The 17,150-nt window shown below is 59.8% G+C and carries 16 protein-coding genes; 10 read left to right on the top strand and 6 right to left on the bottom strand.

The window, feature by feature from the left end; all coding sequences use genetic code 11:
• Positions 1–84: 84 nt before the first annotated feature.
• Complete coding sequence (locus tag AC1RQB_RS02485) at positions 85–2,061, top strand: methyl-accepting chemotaxis protein (protein WP_063342147.1); 1,977 nt, start codon at positions 85–87, stop codon at positions 2,059–2,061.
• Positions 2,062–2,329: 268 nt separating this feature from the next.
• Positions 2,330–3,544, top strand: coding sequence for an aldose 1-epimerase family protein (locus AC1RQB_RS02480; protein ID WP_063342148.1), 1,215 nt, complete (start codon positions 2,330–2,332; stop codon positions 3,542–3,544).
• 42 nt (positions 3,545–3,586) lie between these two features.
• Here the strand turns inward: AC1RQB_RS02480 and pdxR are convergent, their stop codons facing one another.
• Complete coding sequence (gene pdxR, locus AC1RQB_RS02475) at positions 3,587–5,086, bottom strand: MocR-like pyridoxine biosynthesis transcription factor PdxR (RefSeq protein ID WP_063342149.1); 1,500 nt, start codon at positions 5,084–5,086, stop codon at positions 3,587–3,589.
• A 153-nt stretch (positions 5,087–5,239) separates the two neighbouring features.
• Here pdxR and AC1RQB_RS02470 point away from each other — a divergent pair, with 153 nt between their 5' ends.
• Genes AC1RQB_RS02470 through glyA form a run of 3 tightly spaced genes read left to right on the top strand, consistent with a single transcriptional unit; the run spans position 5,240 to position 8,644 of the window.
• On the top strand, positions 5,240–6,490 hold the full coding sequence (locus AC1RQB_RS02470) for a benzoate/H(+) symporter BenE family transporter (protein ID WP_063342150.1): 1,251 nt from the start codon (positions 5,240–5,242) through the stop codon (positions 6,488–6,490).
• Positions 6,490–7,344: a YggS family pyridoxal phosphate-dependent enzyme gene (locus AC1RQB_RS02465; protein WP_063342151.1), complete on the top strand. Its 855-nt coding sequence runs from the start codon at positions 6,490–6,492 to the stop codon at positions 7,342–7,344. The genes AC1RQB_RS02470 and AC1RQB_RS02465 overlap by 1 nt, the downstream gene beginning before the upstream one ends.
• A 34-nt stretch (positions 7,345–7,378) precedes the next feature.
• Entirely contained in the window at positions 7,379–8,644 is a 1,266-nt protein-coding gene (gene glyA / locus AC1RQB_RS02460) for a serine hydroxymethyltransferase (protein WP_063342152.1), read from the top strand.
• A gap of 112 nt (positions 8,645–8,756) precedes the next feature.
• On the opposite strand, the gene AC1RQB_RS02455 is transcribed toward glyA, so the two are convergent.
• Entirely contained in the window at positions 8,757–10,250 is a 1,494-nt protein-coding gene (locus AC1RQB_RS02455; RefSeq protein WP_063342153.1) for a YifB family Mg chelatase-like AAA ATPase, read from the bottom strand.
• Positions 10,251–10,697: 447 nt separating this feature from the next.
• Here AC1RQB_RS02455 and AC1RQB_RS02450 point away from each other — a divergent pair, with 447 nt between their 5' ends.
• Entirely contained in the window at positions 10,698–10,961 is a 264-nt protein-coding gene (locus tag AC1RQB_RS02450; protein WP_063342154.1) for a HigA family addiction module antitoxin, read from the top strand.
• Positions 10,962–10,972: 11 nt separating this feature from the next.
• On the opposite strand, the gene AC1RQB_RS02445 is transcribed toward AC1RQB_RS02450, so the two are convergent.
• Together AC1RQB_RS02445 and AC1RQB_RS02440 are read right to left on the bottom strand one after the other, a co-directional pair.
• The gene (locus AC1RQB_RS02445; protein ID WP_063342155.1) at positions 10,973–11,500 is read right to left on the bottom strand and encodes a BRO-N domain-containing protein; all 528 of its coding nucleotides are present in this window, start codon (positions 11,498–11,500) and stop codon (positions 10,973–10,975) included.
• A gap of 424 nt (positions 11,501–11,924) precedes the next feature.
• Positions 11,925–12,191 carry an accessory factor UbiK family protein gene (locus tag AC1RQB_RS02440; protein ID WP_007894783.1) on the bottom strand — a complete coding sequence of 89 codons (267 nt, stop codon included), beginning with the start codon at positions 12,189–12,191 and terminating at the stop codon, positions 11,925–11,927.
• A gap of 418 nt (positions 12,192–12,609) precedes the next feature.
• Between AC1RQB_RS02440 and glnK the strand changes: the two genes are divergently transcribed.
• The 4 genes from glnK (at position 12,610) to sutA (ending at position 15,389) form a co-directional block, all read left to right on the top strand.
• Positions 12,610–12,948, top strand: a complete 339-nt coding sequence (gene glnK / locus AC1RQB_RS02435) for a P-II family nitrogen regulator (protein ID WP_002555808.1) — start codon at positions 12,610–12,612, stop codon at positions 12,946–12,948.
• Between the two features lie 35 nt (positions 12,949–12,983).
• On the top strand, positions 12,984–14,321 hold the full coding sequence (locus tag AC1RQB_RS02430) for an ammonium transporter (RefSeq protein WP_063342156.1): 1,338 nt from the start codon (positions 12,984–12,986) through the stop codon (positions 14,319–14,321).
• Positions 14,322–14,535: 214 nt separating this feature from the next.
• On the top strand, positions 14,536–14,961 hold the full coding sequence (locus AC1RQB_RS02425; protein WP_007989493.1) for a secondary thiamine-phosphate synthase enzyme YjbQ: 426 nt from the start codon (positions 14,536–14,538) through the stop codon (positions 14,959–14,961).
• A gap of 104 nt (positions 14,962–15,065) precedes the next feature.
• Positions 15,066–15,389 (top strand): dormancy-specific transcriptional regulator SutA, encoded by a 324-nt coding sequence (sutA, locus tag AC1RQB_RS02420; RefSeq protein WP_008076129.1) that lies wholly within the window; start codon positions 15,066–15,068, stop codon positions 15,387–15,389.
• Positions 15,390–15,551: 162 nt separating this feature from the next.
• Here sutA and AC1RQB_RS02415 read toward each other — a convergent pair whose 3' ends face one another.
• Together AC1RQB_RS02415 and xerC are read right to left on the bottom strand one after the other, a co-directional pair.
• The gene (locus tag AC1RQB_RS02415) at positions 15,552–16,253 is read right to left on the bottom strand and encodes an HAD family hydrolase (protein WP_063342157.1); all 702 of its coding nucleotides are present in this window, start codon (positions 16,251–16,253) and stop codon (positions 15,552–15,554) included.
• Entirely contained in the window at positions 16,250–17,149 is a 900-nt protein-coding gene (gene xerC / locus AC1RQB_RS02410; protein WP_008007548.1) for a tyrosine recombinase XerC, read from the bottom strand. The genes AC1RQB_RS02415 and xerC overlap by 4 nt, the downstream gene beginning before the upstream one ends.
• Between the last annotated feature and the right edge of the window lies 1 nt (position 17,150).

Here is a 17,150-nt window from a genome sequence, read left to right as displayed (position 1 = left end):
AGGTTCCGTGTTTTCCCCACAATCAGAAATTTTGCCGAGTGTGCGATGGATCAGAATGATCCGGCCACTGGGTCAGGAGCTGTCATGTCTCAACCTCGTGCTCGGATTGCCTCACAGCTGGGTCTTGCGCTTGCCGTGATTCTGGCGATTGTCATCAGCGGCAGTACCGTGTTCGCCCTGCGCTCGCTGGACACCGCCAACCTCGCCACCCGCGAAGAGCATCTGGCCAGTGAGGCCCGCTTGCTTGCCGATCAGTTGAGCACCTTTCACGGCACTTTGCGTGAAAGCACCCAGCGCCTGGCCGGCCTGTTCGAGAAGCGCTTCAGCGCCGGTTTGAGCGTGCATCCGGATGAGCCGGTGACCGTGGCGGGTGTGCAGACCCCGGGCCTGCACTTGGGCAGTGAAGTGTTGAACAACAACTTTGCGGAAGTCGACGAGTTCAAGCAGATGACCGCTGGTGTTGCGACCGTGTTCGTGCGCAGCGGAGAAGAATTCATTCGGGTCAGCACCAATGTCACCAAACAAGACGGCAGCCGTGCCATTGGCACTCTGCTCGACCACGCGAACCCGGCTTACGCCCGTTTGATGGCGGGGCAGAGTTATGTGGGGCGAGCGTTGCTGTTCGAACGCTTCTACATGTCGCAGTACACCCCCGTACGCGACAGCAGCGGTAAGATCATTGCCGTGCTGTACGTAGGATTCGATTACACCGACGCGCAGAACGCGCAGTTCGCCAACCTCAAACGCTTCCGCATCGGCCAGACCGGTTCCCTGGCGTTGTTGGATGAACAAGGCAAATGGCTGGTGCCGATTGCCGGTGTGCAAGCGCTGGATCAGGCGGTCCCGAGCATCGTCGGTCTGGCCAAGACACCGGGCAAAGGCGACTTCTGGAACGACAAGTCGCAAGACTTTTACAGTGTTGCCGTGCCGTTCGAAGGCGGGCCGTGGTCGGTGGTGGCGAGCATGCCGAAAACCGAAATCCGCGCGGTGACCTGGAGCGTCGGTATTCAATTGGCGATCGGCAGTCTGCTGGCGATGTTGCTGGCGGTCGGTGCGGCGGTCTGGTTGCTGCGCAGCAAACTGGCGCCGCTGGGGGATCTGGTGCGTCAGGCCGAAGCCTTGGGCGCCGGTGATTTGAGTGTGCGCCTGAACGTGTCGAGCAACGACGAAATCGGTCAACTTGCCCGCGCCTTCAACCAGATGAGCCAGGCCTTGTCGACCATGGTCGAGCACATTCGTAAGGCCTCGGGAGAGGTCAACAGCCGTGCCCAGGCGTTGTCCGGTTTGTCCGGTGGCGCCTATGAAGGGATGGAACAGCAGTCCGGCGAAATCACCAGCATGGCCGGCGCCGTAGAAGAATTCAGCGCCACCTCGTTGAACATCGCCGACAACATGGGCAATACCCAGCGACTGGCGCAGGAAAACGCACAACAAACCCAGATCGGTCGTACGTCGATGGACGAAGCGTCCTCATCCCTGGAGCAAATCGCCGGTGCTCTGAACAGCACCGCGACGGTGATCAATACCTTGGGGCAGCGCTCCCAGGAAATCGGCGGCATTGTCGGGGTGATTACCGCGATCGCCGAACAAACCAACTTGCTGGCGCTCAACGCCGCCATCGAAGCCGCCCGCGCCGGTGAGCAGGGCCGCGGGTTTGCGGTGGTGGCCGATGAGGTGCGCAACCTGGCCTCGCGTACGCGCCAGGCCACTGATGAAATTTCCGGGATGATCCAAAGCATCCAGCAGGAAACCGGCAACGCCATCAGCACCATGGAGCAGGGCAACGTGCTGATGCAGGAAGGCCTGTCGCGCAACGCCAACGTCGCCTCGGCGCTGGCACGGATCGATGAGCAAAGCCGCTCGGCCGGTCAGCAATTCGCCGCCATCACCACCGCGACCCAGGAACAAAGCAGCACCGCGACCTTGCTCAGCAGCAATCTGCAAAGCATCGCTTTGGCGAACAGTGAACAGCGCGAAGTGGTGTCGAACCTGGCTGTGACTGCCAAAGAGCTGGAGAAGCTGGCGGCGGACTTGCGGCATGAGGTTGACCGGTTTCGTTGAGTCGCCTCTGAAATCCCTTCGCGAGCAAGCCCGCTCCCACAGTAGATCTGCGGTGAACACAGTATGTGTGAACACCCGAGATCAAATGTGGGAGCGGGCTTGCTCGCGAAGGGATCGACCCCAATTCAAGGATTTGTCCCAAATCTGCGGATCAATTCCTCTCTAGTCGTATTACTTGGCATTTAGCACCAGTGTCTCGATTTTTATGCTTGCTGAAACGTTTCTTCAAGTCTATAAAATTGGCACAACTCCAAGAAAGGCTGCTGCCATGACCCCGCTCAAACTCTTCGTTGCTCTCAGCGCACTGTCCGCTGCTTCCCAAGCCATGGCTTGGGACTACGTCCTGCTCGACACCGACAAAGCCGCCCAGAACTGGCAGATCACCAGCCAGCAACTCGGGGTAAAAACCGACAAACCCTTCAGTGTGACCCTACGCACCTTGCATGGCGGTCGGCAGGAGGGTGTCAGCATCGTCGACATTGATAACGGCACAATGAAACTCTCGGTGGTACCGACTCGTGGCATGAACGTCCTGCAGGCCTCGGTCGGCAATGTGCGTATGGGCTGGGATTCGCCGGTCAAGGAAGTGGTCAATCCATCCTTCATCGAACTCAACGGCCGAGGTGGCCTGGGCTGGCTGGAAGGTTTCAACGAACTGGTCACCCGCTGCGGCTACGAATGGGTCGGCCACCCCGGCATCGACAATGGTGAACTGCTGACCCTGCACGGTCGCGCCGCCAACATCCCCGCGAACAAAGTCACCCTGCACATCGATGAAAAACCGCCGTACGCCATCACCCTGCGCGGCGAGCTGAAAGAACAGGCGTTCAAGAAAGTCGACTTCTCCGTCGCAACCGAACTGGTCACCGAACCCGGCAGCGTAGCGTTCGCCCTCAACGACACCCTGACCAACAACGGCGACTATCCGAAGGAATACCAGGCGCTGTATCACAGCAACTTCAGCACCCCATTCCTGGAGCAGGGCGCCCGCTTCGCCGCGCCGGTGAAACAGGTATCGCCGTTCAATGACAAGGCCAAAGGAGACTTGCCGGACTGGCAAACCTACCGCGCACCGACCAAGGACTACGACGAAACGGTCTACAACGTGGTGCCGTATGCCGATGCCAAGGGCGATACGCTGACCGTGCTGCATAACAAGGCCGGCAGCCTGGGTGTCTCGGTCGGCTTCAATACTCAAACACTGCCCGTGTTTTCCCTGTGGAAAAACACCGATACCCAAGGGCAGGGCTATGTCACGGGGCTGGAGCCGGGGACGAGTTTTTCCTACAACCGCCGGTATCAGCGGCCACTGAACCTGGTGCCGACGATTGGGCCGAAGGAACAGAAGCAGTTCGGGATCAGCTACAGCTTGTTGGCGGATAAGGTGGCTGTGGATAAGGCGTTGAAGCGGGTGAGCGAGATTCAGGGTGGGCGGGAGACTGAGGTGCGGCAGACGCCGTTGGTTGATCTGACCAAGGGGTGACGCTGACTCCATGCCTTGGGCCACTGGCCGCTTGACGCTGCTCTACCTGGTTTTCAGCGCATTGGCCAGGTGCAGCATGGCGGCTTCGATTTCATAAGCGGTCAAGGACGAGTAACCCAATAGCCAACCTTGTTTCTTCTGATCGCCGGCGTACAACCGGCTGAGGCCGGAGAGCTGCACGCCCGCGCTGGCTGCCTGGCGGATGGTTTTTTCCTCCGACCAGCCATCATGCAGCAGGCAGGGAATTTGCAGCCCGCCCTGGGGGCGCAAGGCGGTAACGATGCCGTCCAAATGCTTGCCAATGGCGTCGAGCATGATGGTTCGGCGCCCGGCATAGAGCTTGCGCATGGCCCGGACATGGGCGTTGTAATGGCCGTCTTCCATAAAGCGTGCAAGGGTCAGTTGCAGGATTTGGGGCGTATGGCCGTCCATCATGCTGCGCGCGTAGGTGAAGGCTTTGATCAACTCGTGGGGCAAGACCATGTAGCCCATTCGCAACCCGGGGTAGAGGGTCTTGCTGAAGGTGCCGAGGTAGAGAGTGCGCTGGTACTTATCGAGGCCCTGCACGCAGGCGGTCGGCTGCCCGTCGTAATGAAACTCGCTGTCGTAGTCATCTTCCAGGATCCACTTGCCCTTCTCTGCGGCCCAGTTGATCAGCTCGAGCCGGCGTTCCAGCGGCAAGGTCGCGCCGGTGGGGTATTGATGAGAAGGCGTGACATAGACGCAGTTGGCGCCGCTGCGATCGGCGTACAGCAGGTCGGTGCGTATGCCCAGTTCATCGACATCGATGGGCAGAACCTTGGTCTCGGCGGTTTCAAAGGCTTTCCTGGCACCAAAATAACCCGGGTTTTCCAGCAGGATCGGTTTGCCGGCGTCCACCAACAACTGCGCACACAGAAAGAGGGCTTGGCGAGTGCTGCTCAGCACCAGGATCTGGTCTGCGGAGCACTTGGCCCCACGCTCGAGGTTCAAGTAGGTGGCGATGGCCTTGCGCAGCGGCTCGGCACCTTGCGGGTCGCCGTGCAACAGCACGTTGGCGCGATAGTCCTTCATCACCTGGCGTTGCAGGCGCTCCCAGACATCGGTGGGGAAAGTGCGGGTTTCCGGCAGGCCGGTCGCAAACGCTTTGATCACCTGCTGATCGGTAACGCCGCCACTGTCGAAGATCATCCGCCCGCGCTGGCTCAATCCCGCTCCCGGTGCCGCCTGGTTGCCTTTGACCTCTTGCGCCTTGATGCGTCGGCGCGCTGCGCCGCGCAAGTCGGTACCCAGCGTTTCACAGACATAACTGCCAGCCCCCTCGCGCCGCACGATAAAACCGTCGCGGTGCAGTTGCACATAGGCGTTCTCAACGGTATCGCGGGCAATCCCCAGTGACTTGGCCAAGACCCGAGTCGCAGGCAGCTTCAAGCCTGGGTCAAGGGCGCCCTCGAGGATCAATGCACGCAATGCGCGTTGAATCCGCTGGTGCAGATCCAACAGCTGAAACTCGACATCGCTGAGGCGCATTTTGAGCGTTTCCAGTTCGAACGTTCTAGCCATGCGGTCTGCCCTGATTGAATAAATTGGCCTGTAGTAGCAGGCCATCCTATCCGTAGAATTCGCCTCTCGCCACTGCCTCTGCGCTCGGTCATTTCAGCGCTATAAATCCCCTCGCCCGGGCCAACACCTCGTTTTGCAAGGAGCAAAGCAATCGTGTCTTCTTCAGCATCCCCATCGCCCCTGCGTTTACGCGATCTTCTGCATCCGATCGTCGCCGGGCTGATTTCAGTCATCGTCAACTATGGCGGCACGTTCATCCTGGTTTTTCAGGCCGCCAAAGTCGCCGGGCTCAGCCCCGAGATGACGGCGTCGTGGGTATGGTCGGTGTCAATTGGCGTGGGTATCACCGGGCTGTTTCTCAGTTGGGTGAGTCGTGAGCCGATCATCACTGCCTGGTCGACACCCGCCGCGGCCTTTTTGGTCGTCGCGCTGTCTACTACGCCCTACGCCGAGGCAGTAGGTGCGTACATCATTTCAGCCGCCGCCTTCGTGCTGCTGGGTTTGTCCGGCTGCTTCGAAAAAGTCATCCGACTGATTCCGCCGGGTGTGGCTGCGGGGCTGCTGGCCGGTATCTTGCTGCAGTTCGGTATCGGCGCATTTGGTGGCATGAGTCTTGACCCGGTGTTGGTCGGGTTGCTGATTGCCGCTTACGTTTTGCTCAAGCGCTTTACCGCGCGCTACGCGGTGGTGGGCATTCTGGTGCTGGGGTTGGCGTTTCTTCTGACGCAGGGCCGTGTAGAACTGTCGGGGCTGGCGCTGCAATTCGCGGCACCTGTATTCACCCAGCCCGAGTTTTCGATCAATGCGCTGCTCAGCGTGGCGCTGCCGCTGTTCCTGATCACCCTCACCGGCCAGTACATGCCGGGCATGCTGGTACTGCGCAACGATGGCTTCAGTACCAGTGCTAACCCTATCCTGACTGTCACAGGGCTGGGCTCCCTACTGATGGCACCCTTCGGTTCCCACGCCTTCAACGTCGCGGCCATCACGGCGGCCATCTGCACAGGCAAGGAAGCCTCGGAGGATCCGTCCAAGCGCTGGGTCGCCGGGGTTGCCGCGGGATTGTTCTACATCCTCGTAGGGATTTTCGGGGTGACCCTCGCCGCAGTGTTCATGGCGTTCCCGCCCACCTTCATTACGACGCTGGCCGGGCTGGCCCTGCTCGGCACTATCGGCGCCAGCCTGGCCAGTGCCATGGCTGACGTCAAAACCCGCGAAGCCTCGCTGATTACCTTTCTGGCGTGCGCCGCGAACATCACCTTGCTGGGGATCGGTGGGGCGTTTTGGGGATTGCTGATCGGTCTGGCGGCCTACGCCTTACTCAATGGGCGCTTGCCGCGTCGCGAGGCGGTAGTCATTCCGGCTGCCGACGCTGTTGTGACGACTAAAGGAGCCACCCACTGATGCTCGATCAATTGGAAGAAACCGTCACCCTGCACGAGCGTCATGGCCGTTACCCACAGGCCACCAGCGTTGAGGACTTTCGCCGCAACCTGGCAGCCGTGCAGCAGCGAATCGCCAATGCCTGTCAGCGGGTCGGACGTGATCCGGCGAGTGTGCGCCTGCTGCCGGTCAGCAAAACCTTTGACGAAGCTCATCTGCGTCTGGCCTACGCCGCCGGCTGCCGGCTACTGGGTGAGAACAAAGTGCAGGAAGCGCAGCGCAAATCGCAGGCCATGGCCGATCTGGCCGATCTGCGATGGTCGGTTATCGGCCACCTGCAAACCAACAAGGCCAAGCAGGTGGCGCGTTTTGCCAGTGAGTTTCAGGCGCTGGACAGCCTGCGAGTGGCCGAGGCTCTGGATCGTCGCCTGCACATCGAGGGGCGCCAACTGGATGTGTTCGTTCAGGTCAATACCTCCGGCGAAGCCAGCAAATACGGCTTGGCGCCCGAAGCCGTCGCGGACTTTTTGTACGCCCTGCCGGCGTTCTCGGCGTTACGGGTGCGTGGTTTGATGACGCTGGCGCTGTTTTCGGCCGACGTGGTCCGTGTCCGCCCTTGCTTTGTACGGCTGCGCGAACTGCGCGAGCGCTTGCGCCAGCACGCCCCGGCGGGCGTCGGGCTGGAGGAACTGTCCATGGGCATGTCTGGTGACTTCGAAATCGCCATTGAAGAAGGGGCGACTGTGGTGCGTGTCGGTCAGGCCATCTTCGGCGCACGTGCCATGCCGGATGCCTACTACTGGCCGACCGCGGATGCCCGTTCGGAAAGTGATGAGCACACAGGAAGCCATCCGATCCCCTCTGCACCGTTGTAAACCAGCTTACTTTCCCAACCAAGGACCCCTTCATATGTACGACTCAACGCTGACCCTTAAAGCATTCGACGCCGAGCTGTGTGAGGCGATTCATAACGAAGAACATCGTCAGGAAGACCACGTCGAACTGATCGCTTCCGAAAATTACGCCAGCCCTCTGGTGATGAAAATCCAGAGCACCGTGCTCACCAATAAATATGCCGAAGGCTATCCAGGCAAGCGCTACTACAGCGGCTGCGAATATGTCGATGTGGCCGAGCGCCTGGCCATCGAGCGGGTCAAGGCCCTGTTCAACTGCGACTACGCCAACGTGCAGCCGCATGCGGGTGCACAGGCGAACGCCGCGGTATTCCTGGCATTGATCAATCCCGGCGATACGGTGATGGGCATGAACCTGGCCCAAGGTGGCCACCTGACCCACGGCAACCCTTCAAACTTCTCGGGCCGTCATTACAAGATCGTTCCTTATGGCCTTGACCCGGAGACGGGCTTTCTTGACTACGACGAGATGGAACGTATCGCCCTGGAAACCCGGCCGAAGATGCTGATCGGTGGTTTTTCCGCCTACTCCCGGTACAAAGACTGGGCGCGCATGCGGGCGATTGCCGACAAGGTCGGAGCCATTTTCTGGGTCGACATGGCCCACGTCGCAGGGTTGATCGCCGCAGGAGAATACCCGGACCCATTGCCGCACGCCCATGTGGTCACCAGCACCACGCACAAGACCCTGCGGGGCCCACGGGGTGGCTTGATTTTGTCCAAGGGGCAAGATGAAGCATTCTACAAAAAACTCGATTCTGCGGTATTCCCGGGTGTTCAGGGCGGCCCATTGATGCACCAGATCGCCGCCAAAGCCGTCGCTTTCAAGGAAGCACTGAGGCCCGAGTTCAAAACCTATCAGACCCAAGTGGTGATCAACGCCCGGGCCATGGCGGCCGTGCTGCAAGAGCGTGGTTACAAGATCGTCTCCGGTGGCACCGATAATCACATGATGCTAATCGACCTGTCCGACAGGCCCTATACCGGCAAGGAAGCTGATGCGGCCCTGAGCAATGCCTACATCACCGCTAACAAGAATTCGGTGCCCAACGACCCACGCTCACCGTTCGTGACTTCCGGGCTGCGCATCGGTACCCCAGCCATCACTACCCGTGGTTTCGGCGTGATCGAATGTGAACAATTGGCGGGCTGGTTGTGCGACGTCCTGGACGCCTTGGAAAACGGCGACAGCGAAAGGGTCGGGCACCACGTGCGCGAACAGGTGGTGGAGCTCTGCCGCCGTCATCCTGTCTATCGTTAACCCTGTTACTCCGGGCTACTACCAGGCTGATGTCCGTCATTGGGCGAAAAACCAGGCGCGCGGCAAGGCGCCTGGGACGAACGGGTGCATCCGATGCCAACCTGTTGCGTCTCTAGCTGGGTGCTGATGGCCGATATTGCAGTGCTTCGGCTACGTGGCTGCGACTGATAGCGTCTACTTGTTCAAGATCCGCCAGGGTGCGGGCGACTTTCAGTAGGCGGTGAGCAGCACGAAGCGAAAGGGTTAGTCGCTCGCAGGCGCTTTCCAGCCAGCCTTCATCTGCTTTGGATAACGCGCAATGCTGGCGTAGCCCTGGCAGGTCGAGAAAGGCGTTGGCGCAGCCCTGACGCTGTTGCTGACGCTCCCGGGCCTGGGCAACCAGGGCAGAAGCGCTGGCCGTGTCGTCACCGGCCTTGATCGGGTTCAGCGCCGTGCTTTCCCGGGCTACGGTCAAATGCAGGTCGATGCGGTCCAGCAGTGGCCCCGACAGTTTGTTGCGGTAACGCTGGACCATGTCCGGTGTACAACTGCATTTACCACTGGGCTCGCCAAGATATCCACAGGGGCAAGGATTCATCGCCGCGACCAATTGAAAGCGTGCCGGGAAGCGTACGCGGTCCTTGGCGCGGGAAATCACGATGTGGCCGGATTCCAGTGGCTCTCTCAATACCTCCAATACCTTGCGATCAAATTCCGGGAGCTCATCGAGGAACAGCACGCCATGGTGGGCGAGGGTGATTTCGCCGGGTTGCGGTTTCGAGCCGCCGCCCACCAGTGCGGGGCCTGACGCGGAGTGGTGTGGCTGTCGGAAAGGACGCTGTGGCCAATGACTTAGCGGCACACAACTGGCGACCGATTGAATCGCCGCGACTTCCAGCGCCTCACTCTCGGCCAATGGCGGTAACAGCCCCGGCAGACGACTCGCCAACAACGTTTTCCCCGTCCCCGGCGGTCCGCTGAACAGCAAGTTATGAGCCCCTGCCGCCGCAATCAGCAAGGCTCGCTTGGCCGCGAGTTGCCCTTGCACTTCGTTCAAGTCTGGATAGGGTTTGCTGGCGTAGAGCAAACCGTTGGACGCGTAGGGGGCGATGGGCGTGTGGCCATTGAAATGCGCGACCGCTTCCAGCAAATGATCCACCGCAATCACCTTCAACCCCGAAGCCAGGCACGCCTCCTCGGCATTCGCCCGCGGCACCACCAACGTGCGCCCGGCCTTGCGCGCCGCCAGCGCTGCCGGCAACACCCCACGAACTGCCCGCACTGCGCCCGACAGTGCCAGCTCTCCCAGGCACTCCACGTCATCCAGCGTCAATGTTGGCACTTGCACACTGGCCGAGAGAATTCCCAAGGCAATCGCCAGATCGAATCGCCCGCCGTCCTTTGGCAGATCGGCGGGAGCGAGATTCAAGGTGATGCGCCGTGCCGGAAATTGCAGGCCGGAATTGATGATCGCGCTGCGCACCCGGTCTTTGCTTTCCTTCACGGCGGCTTCGGGCAAACCGACCATTGTCAGTGACGGCAACCCGTTGGCCAGGTGGACTTCTACGGTAACGGCGGGCGCTTCCACGCCAACCTGGGCGCGGCTGTGGACGATGGAGAGGGACATGGTCGTTCCTTGAGCTGACGAGGACCGCTTCCTGCGGTTTTTTGAAGGGTAGTCGTGGGCGGATGATTTAGCGTGGCGACGGAGTAACCAAACTTTCGCAGGATGTTGCTGGGGGAGCTGATTCCAGTCAGTTAAGCCGTAACGCAATCCGTAGCAGCTGGCGGAGCCTGCGTTCGACTGCGCAGCAGTCGTAAATTCAAGTTGTGCGGTCTGCCAGATGCACTGCGTGATCTGATTTCACGGCTGCTGCGCAGCCGAACGCAGCCTTCGGCAGCTGCTACAAAGGTTATGTCGCGGCCAGTATTTAGGCGTAATCAGCCATGGCAGCTAGTTTTTTGTAGGACCGGTCTTGGATAAATGAAGGACTTCGGTGAAAACTCACGAACGCACTTGTCGGATCGACGTGGCTGCTTATGATCACAGCTGATCGAGCCCTCAGGAGGGGAAATGAGTAATTCTGGAATGCGGCCGATTCACCCTGGCGAAATCCTTGAAAAGGAGTTTCTAGTGCCTCTGGGCATTACGGCGGCTGGGCTAGCTAGCTTGTTGAATGAAGGCGCGGGTGACGTGAGAGCCCTTGTGATGCAGGAGAGTGGTATCAGTCCTGAGCTCGCAAAGAAGCTCTCGCTCTACCTGAAAACCACGCCCGAGTTCTGGCTAAACCTGCAATCGACCTACGATCAGCGCAGAGCCGAAATCGAGCGTGGGTGAGCTTCGGGTAATTAAAAAGACTGCAGCACCCGCGAAGCACGCTTCCACCACGGCGCATTGACCGGACTTCGCGGTCGTTCCTCATTCGGCAGCAGCTGCGGAACGTCTTGCAGCCGAATCCACGGCTGGTTATTCCAGTGCAGCAAACTCAACGACATCTGCGGCCAATTCAGCAGGCTCAGAATCGGGCGTTCGGTTGAGGTGGGTTGTTGGGCGTCTCTGAGGGCTGGCACCACGTCGTGGGTCAGCCATTCGCGCAGGCCTCGGTATTCGGGGCAGTAGTGGTAAACCAGTAACGCGTAGACGCCGGATTCGCTGATCAGCAGTGTGTTTTCGATGGCTCCGTGGATGAGCATTTGTACGGTTTGGTGTTGGTCGGGATCGAGTTTGCGTAGCGCTCGTTCGTCGAGGAAGAGGCGGAGTAGGCGGCCGAGGTCTCGGGCGCTGAACCAGGGTTGGTTTTCCAGGAGGAGGGCGTGGAGGTGGAGTTTGTGGCGGGTGAAGATGTGGGGAATCAGATAAGCGTCATCGCTATTCATTGATACAGCTCCTTTTGCAAAAGGGGCTGCCGTCAATCGTCGCCAAACGATTGGGTGGCAGCTGTACGCGGGTTGGCGAACCGGAGCAAAAGGAACCCGGCAGACCCGAAGATCTCCCACGCACAACCGCCATGACTCGATGTGGCGGGAATAAGCCCGCCATCGGATGGTCGTCGTGCGCCTTAAGCTTCCGGGTCGCCAAACCCAGTGCTGAACATTCAGCATTGGGTTAGCTTAGGAACCGGGGCTTTGCGGCGCAATCGGACGGCGGTGGTTTTCTTGTAGGACTCAGCCTTGAATTAGCGCTGAATGATCGTTCCCACGCTCTGCGTGGGAATGCATCCCGTGACGCTCTGCGTCACATCTGGAGCGGAACGCGGAGCGTCCCTGGCGGCATTCCCACGCAGAGCGTGGGAACGATCAGTTACTCGGCGTCAGCAGGTGGATTGAGCTTCGCTTCCAGCTCCGCCACTTTCGCTTCAAGACTCTCGAGCCGTGCGCGGGTGCGTGCCAGTACGACCATCTGGCTGTCGAACTCTTCCCGGCTCACCAGATCCAGCTTGCTGAAGCCGCTCTGCAACAAAGCCTTGAACTGGCTTTCGATTTCGCTTTTTGGCAGTGGGGTGTCGCCGCTGAAGAGGCGGGAGGCGGTGCCGCTCAGGGCGTCGAGGAAGTCTTTGGGCGCGAGCATGGGAAATGTTCCTGTCAACAATGGCGGGCAGTGTATCACGCAGTGTCTATAGTCAATCTCGGCAGCAGCGATGCACGCTTTTCGCGCAGTCGAGTGGGCGGCCGCGCACTGTTGTTGTGCGTAACGGTTGCGTCAATCGGGCGAGAGGCTCTTCGGTAGCGGCCAAGGTATTGAAATCAATGGGTTTTGGATAGATGGCAAGCTTTCTGCTTAGTCGCTGGTGACCCATGCACTGATGCAGTCGCTGTGACGAATGCAGTGCGCCAAGCGGAACGGGGGAAGTTTCGTGCGGAGTGGTTAGCTGGCGTCGGACGGGCAGGTAAGGCCGAACGATGCGTTACAAAGCCAGGCACTGCGCTTAGACTTGAGTCGGGTTTGTTTTCCTGGGGCAAGTCCACCAATTCGGGAGAGAGTTTTCATGAAGCTAGTCACTGCCATCATCAAGCCGTTCAAACTGGACGACGTGCGCGAGTCGCTGTCCGAGATCGGCGTGCAGGGCATTACCGTTACTGAGGTCAAAGGCTTCGGTCGGCAGAAGGGTCACACCGAGCTGTATCGCGGCGCGGAGTACGTGGTCGATTTTCTGCCCAAGGTGAAGATCGATGTCGCCATTGACGACAAGGATCTGGACCGGGTTATCGAGGCGATAACCAAGGCCGCCAACACCGGCAAGATCGGTGACGGCAAGATCTTCGTGGTCAATCTGGAACAGGCGATTCGCATCCGTACCGGCGAAACCGATACCGACGCAATCTAAGCCGCCACAAACCCAACGCCCCAGGAGAAAACAATATGACTCTGCGTAAATTCGCAGGGCTAGGAGCCCTGTTGTCCCTCGTAATGCCCGGCCTGGCCATGGCGGCAGACGAAGTGGCGGCCCCAGTCCTCAATTCCGGCGATACCGCCTGGATGATGACCTCGACAGCCCTTGTGCTGTTCATGACCATTCCCGGTCTCGCGCTGTTCTACGGCGGCATGGTTCGCTCGAAAAACATTCTTTCCGTGATGATGCAGTGCTTCGCCATTACCGGTCTGATCAGCATTCTGTGGGTCATTTATGGCTACAGCATTGCGTTCGACACCACCGGCATGGAGCAGGGCGTCGTCAACTTCAACTCGTTCTTTGGCGGCATGGGCAAGGCGTTCCTCGCCGGTGTCACGCCTTCGAGCCTGACCGGTCCCGCGGCACTGTTCCCCGAGGCGGTCTTCATCACCTTCCAGATGACTTTCGCCATCATCACCCCCGCGTTGATCGTCGGTGCGTTCGCCGAGCGGATGAAGTTCTCCGCCATGCTGATCTTCATGGGCATCTGGTTCACCCTGGTTTATGCACCGATCGCGCACATGGTCTGGTCCGGTAACGGCGGCCTGATGTGGGACTGGGGCGTTCTCGACTTCGCCGGCGGCACCGTGGTGCACATCAACGCCGGTGTGGCCGGTCTGATTGCCTGCCTGGTGTTGGGCAAGCGTAAAGGTTTCCCGACCACCCCGATGGCTCCGCACAACCTCGGCTACACCCTGATGGGCGCCGCGATGCTGTGGTTCGGCTGGTTCGGCTTCAACGCCGGTTCCGCTGCCGCCGCCAACGGCACTGCCGGCATGGCGATGCTAGTCACCCAGATCGCCACCGCTGCTGCGGCGCTGGGCTGGATGTTTGCCGAGTGGATCACTCACGGCAAGCCAAGCGCACTGGGTATCGCCTCGGGTGTGGTGGCCGGTCTGGTTGCAATCACTCCGGCGGCAGGCACCGTGGGCCCGATGGGCGCTCTGGTGATCGGTCTGGCGGCGGGCGTGGTGTGCTTCTTCTGCGCCACCACCCTGAAACGCAAACTCGGTTATGACGATTCCCTGGATGCCTTCGGCGTGCATGGTATCGGCGGTATCCTCGGCGCAATCCTGACTGGCGTGTTCGCGGCACCGGCCCTTGGTGGCTTCGGCACCGTTACCGACATCGCTGCTCAAGTCTGGATTCAATGCAAAGGCGTGGGCTTCACGGTGATCTACACCGCGATCGTCACCTTTATCATCCTCAAGGTCCTGGACGCTGTCATGGGGCTGCGTATCACCGAGGAAGAAGAAGCTGTCGGCATCGATCTGGCGCTTCACAACGAACGCGGCTACAACTTGTAAGCACGCGCATGAAAAATTTGCCCGGCTTGCCGGGCATTTTTTTGTCTGGAATTTGTCAGTGAAGGAAGGGCTGAAAGGTTTTTTCTCACGCGTTCAGTCGCGTTTACGACGGGCGATTTTCTACGGCCAATGGCTTACACGATTGAAGGAATATTAGGGCCTTTGTTTTTTTCCAGAGCGCGCTAGAATGCGCCCCGAACGTGCGGAGAACTGTATGTGGCAACAGACTCTGATCACCTTGCGAGCACGGCCCCGAGGCTTTCATCTGGTAACGGACGAATTACTCGCTGGCTTGCCTGAACTCAAGGCGTGTCGGGTCGGTCTGTTGCATTTGTGGCTACAGCATACCTCGGCGTCGTTGACCATCAACGAGAACGCCGATCCGGCGGTACGTCGCGACTTCGAACGATTTTTCAATCGTCTGATCCCACAAGGAACAGACGGCTATGAGCATAACGACGAAGGCCTGGACGACCTCCCGGCGCACTTCAAGGCCAGCGTACTTGGCTGTCAGCTCAGTTTGCCGATCTCGGCAGGCCGACTGGCGTTGGGGACCTGGCAAGGTGTTTATCTGGGCGAGCACCGTGATCACGGCGGTGCCCGTAAAGTCCTCGCCACCGTGCACGGTGAAGGGGCATGAAAACCGCTGGTCACCAGTGGTGGTTGATTTTTTTCCGGCAGCCGTCGACAGACAGCAAAGCTGGGCTATAACTAATCTGCTTTTCGCAAGTCATGAGGTAGAACATGAGCGACGATGATCTGGAAAACGACGACCTCGAAGTAGGCGACGAAGACGAAACCGAAGAAGGCCTTGAAGCGGCGGCAGAAGACGTCGCTGAAGACGACAGCGGTGATGTGGCCGTTCCGACTGCCAAAGGCAAGGCCAAGGCTGCGGTATCGGTCGATGAGCTGCCGAGCGTCGAAGCCAAGAACAAGGAACGCGACGCCCTGGCCAAGGCCATGGAAGAGTTTCTTGCGCGGGGCGGCAAGGTGCAGGAAGTGGAGGCCAATGTGGTCGCCGATCCTCCCAAGAAGCCTGATAACAAGTACGGCAGCCGGCCTATCTAAGCGCCTGCTTCTTGCTTGCTGAAAAAGCCCGCCGTCGCTGCGGGCTTTTTCATGGGTGAAACAAAATCAAAAGATCGCAGCCTTCGGCAGCTCCTACATTATTGATGGTGTACACCTGTAGGAGCTGCCGAAGGCTGCGATCTTTTCGGGATCACCTCAAAACTAAACTGTATTCCACCGCGCCAACAACCCCGGCAATTCGTTCAGGCTACGAATCTCGGCATCCGGTGCCGTCTGTGCTTCCCATACCTTGCCCGCCGGGTTAAACCAGATTGCCCGCAACCCCGCCTGCTGAGCGCCGGCAATGTCATCGCCGGGATGGTCGCCAATATGCACCGCTGTTTCGGCGGTTGCCCCGCCACGCTGCAGCGCTTCATGAAACAGTCGCGCATCGGGCTTGGCGATGCCGATATCTTCGGCGCACAGGGCAAACTTGAAGTAATCCGCCAGCCCCAATCGACGCACATCGGCATTGCCGTTGGTCACCACGCCTAAGGCGTAATGCTTGGCCAGCGTCTCCAGCGTCGGCTCGACTTCAGGGAACACTTCGATCTGATGTCGTGCATGCAGAAACACTTCGAAACCCTGATCGGCCAGGTCGGATGCTTCGATATGTCCATAACCGGCTTCTTCCAGCGCATGGAACAACACCCGCCGACGCAGGGCACTGATGCGGTGCTTGAGGTTCGGTTCGCTGCTCAGCACGCGCTCGCGAATCGACCACAGGTGTTCCACCGGTACCGCGCCCAGGTTCGGTGCATGCTCGGTCAGCCATTCACGCAAAATGACTTCGGCGCTGGCGATCACCGGGGCGGTGTCCCACAGGGTGTCGTCGAGATCGAAGGTGATCAATTGGATGGTCATGAATCATCGCCTTTAATGCGTTTGGCCCGTGGATGGGCGCTGTCGTAGACCGTCGCCAGGTGCTGGAAGTCCAGGTGGGTATAGATCTGGGTGGTCTTGATGTCTGAGTGGCCGAGCAGTTCCTGCACCGCCCGCAAGTCCTGAGAGGACTCCAGCAAATGGCTGGCGAAGGAATGTCGCAACATGTGCGGGTGCAGGTTCTGCCCCAACTCGCGCTCACCGGCAGCCTTGACCCGTACCTGAATCGCCCGAGGGCCGAGGCGTCTTCCTTGCTGGCTGACAAACACTGCGTCGTCCGCCGGGTTGGTCATGGCCCGCAGTGGCAGCCACAGTTCCAGTGCTTCGCGAGCCTTTTTGCCCACTGGCAACAGTCGAGTCTTGCTGCCCTTGCCGAGCACCTGGACCATGCCGTCAGCCAGATCCAGCTGATCAAGGTTGAGCCCGGTCAGTTCGGAAAGGCGCAAGCCGGAGGAATAGAACAGTTCCAGAATCGCCTGATCCCGACGCGCGAGAAAATCATCCTCTACCGCACCCTCAAGCAGTTGCAGCGCGCGGTCAGTGTCGAGGGTTTTCGGCAGGCGGCGTTCGCCCTTGGGCGGCGCCAGGCCATTGGCCGGGTCGTGATCGCACAAGCCTTCGCGGTTTAGATAGTGATAGAGCCCGCGCACCGCCGACAGCAGGCGCGCCAGGCTGCGGGACGATTGGCCTTGGGCATGCAGGCGAGCGATCAGGCTGCGCAGGCGCTGGATGTCCAGCGCTGCCCAGCTGTCGATGTTCTGTTTGATGCACCAGCCCAGCACTTTGTCGAGGTCGCGGCGGTAGGCGTACAGCGTGTGAGGCGACACCTGCCGCTCACTGCGCAGGTGTTCGCAGTAAGCGTCCAGTTGTCGTTCCATG

Source organism: Pseudomonas sp. GW822-FHT02E03, from assembly GCF_058802325.1.
The sequence above is the reverse complement of the archived record's forward strand: the minus strand, read 5'-3'. Positions and strand labels throughout refer to the sequence as shown.

Bases quoted from the DNA above. Each gene is read 5' to 3' on its own strand.
- AC1RQB_RS02440 (WP_007894783.1), bottom strand. From the start codon at position 12,191: ATGCTCGCGCCCAAAGACTTCCTCGACGCCCTGAGCGGCACCGCCTCC.
- pdxR (WP_063342149.1), bottom strand. From the start codon at position 5,086: ATGGCTAGAACGTTCGAACTGGAAACGCTCAAAATGCGCCTCAGCGAT.
- AC1RQB_RS02425 (WP_007989493.1), top strand. From the start codon at position 14,536: ATGTGGCAACAGACTCTGATCACCTTGCGAGCACGGCCCCGAGGCTTT.
- AC1RQB_RS02480 (WP_063342148.1), top strand. From the start codon at position 2,330: ATGACCCCGCTCAAACTCTTCGTTGCTCTCAGCGCACTGTCCGCTGCT.
- glyA (WP_063342152.1), top strand. From the start codon at position 7,379: ATGTACGACTCAACGCTGACCCTTAAAGCATTCGACGCCGAGCTGTGT.
- AC1RQB_RS02465 (WP_063342151.1), top strand. From the start codon at position 6,490: ATGCTCGATCAATTGGAAGAAACCGTCACCCTGCACGAGCGTCATGGC.
- xerC (WP_008007548.1), bottom strand. From the start codon at position 17,149: ATGGAACGACAACTGGACGCTTACTGCGAACACCTGCGCAGTGAGCGG.
- AC1RQB_RS02415 (WP_063342157.1), bottom strand. From the start codon at position 16,253: ATGACCATCCAATTGATCACCTTCGATCTCGACGACACCCTGTGGGAC.
- AC1RQB_RS02485 (WP_063342147.1), top strand. From the start codon at position 85: ATGTCTCAACCTCGTGCTCGGATTGCCTCACAGCTGGGTCTTGCGCTT.
- sutA (WP_008076129.1), top strand. From the start codon at position 15,066: ATGAGCGACGATGATCTGGAAAACGACGACCTCGAAGTAGGCGACGAA.
- AC1RQB_RS02430 (WP_063342156.1), top strand. From the start codon at position 12,984: ATGACTCTGCGTAAATTCGCAGGGCTAGGAGCCCTGTTGTCCCTCGTA.
- AC1RQB_RS02450 (WP_063342154.1), top strand. From the start codon at position 10,698: ATGAGTAATTCTGGAATGCGGCCGATTCACCCTGGCGAAATCCTTGAA.
- AC1RQB_RS02455 (WP_063342153.1), bottom strand. From the start codon at position 10,250: ATGTCCCTCTCCATCGTCCACAGCCGCGCCCAGGTTGGCGTGGAAGCG.
- glnK (WP_002555808.1), top strand. From the start codon at position 12,610: ATGAAGCTAGTCACTGCCATCATCAAGCCGTTCAAACTGGACGACGTG.
- AC1RQB_RS02445 (WP_063342155.1), bottom strand. From the start codon at position 11,500: ATGAATAGCGATGACGCTTATCTGATTCCCCACATCTTCACCCGCCAC.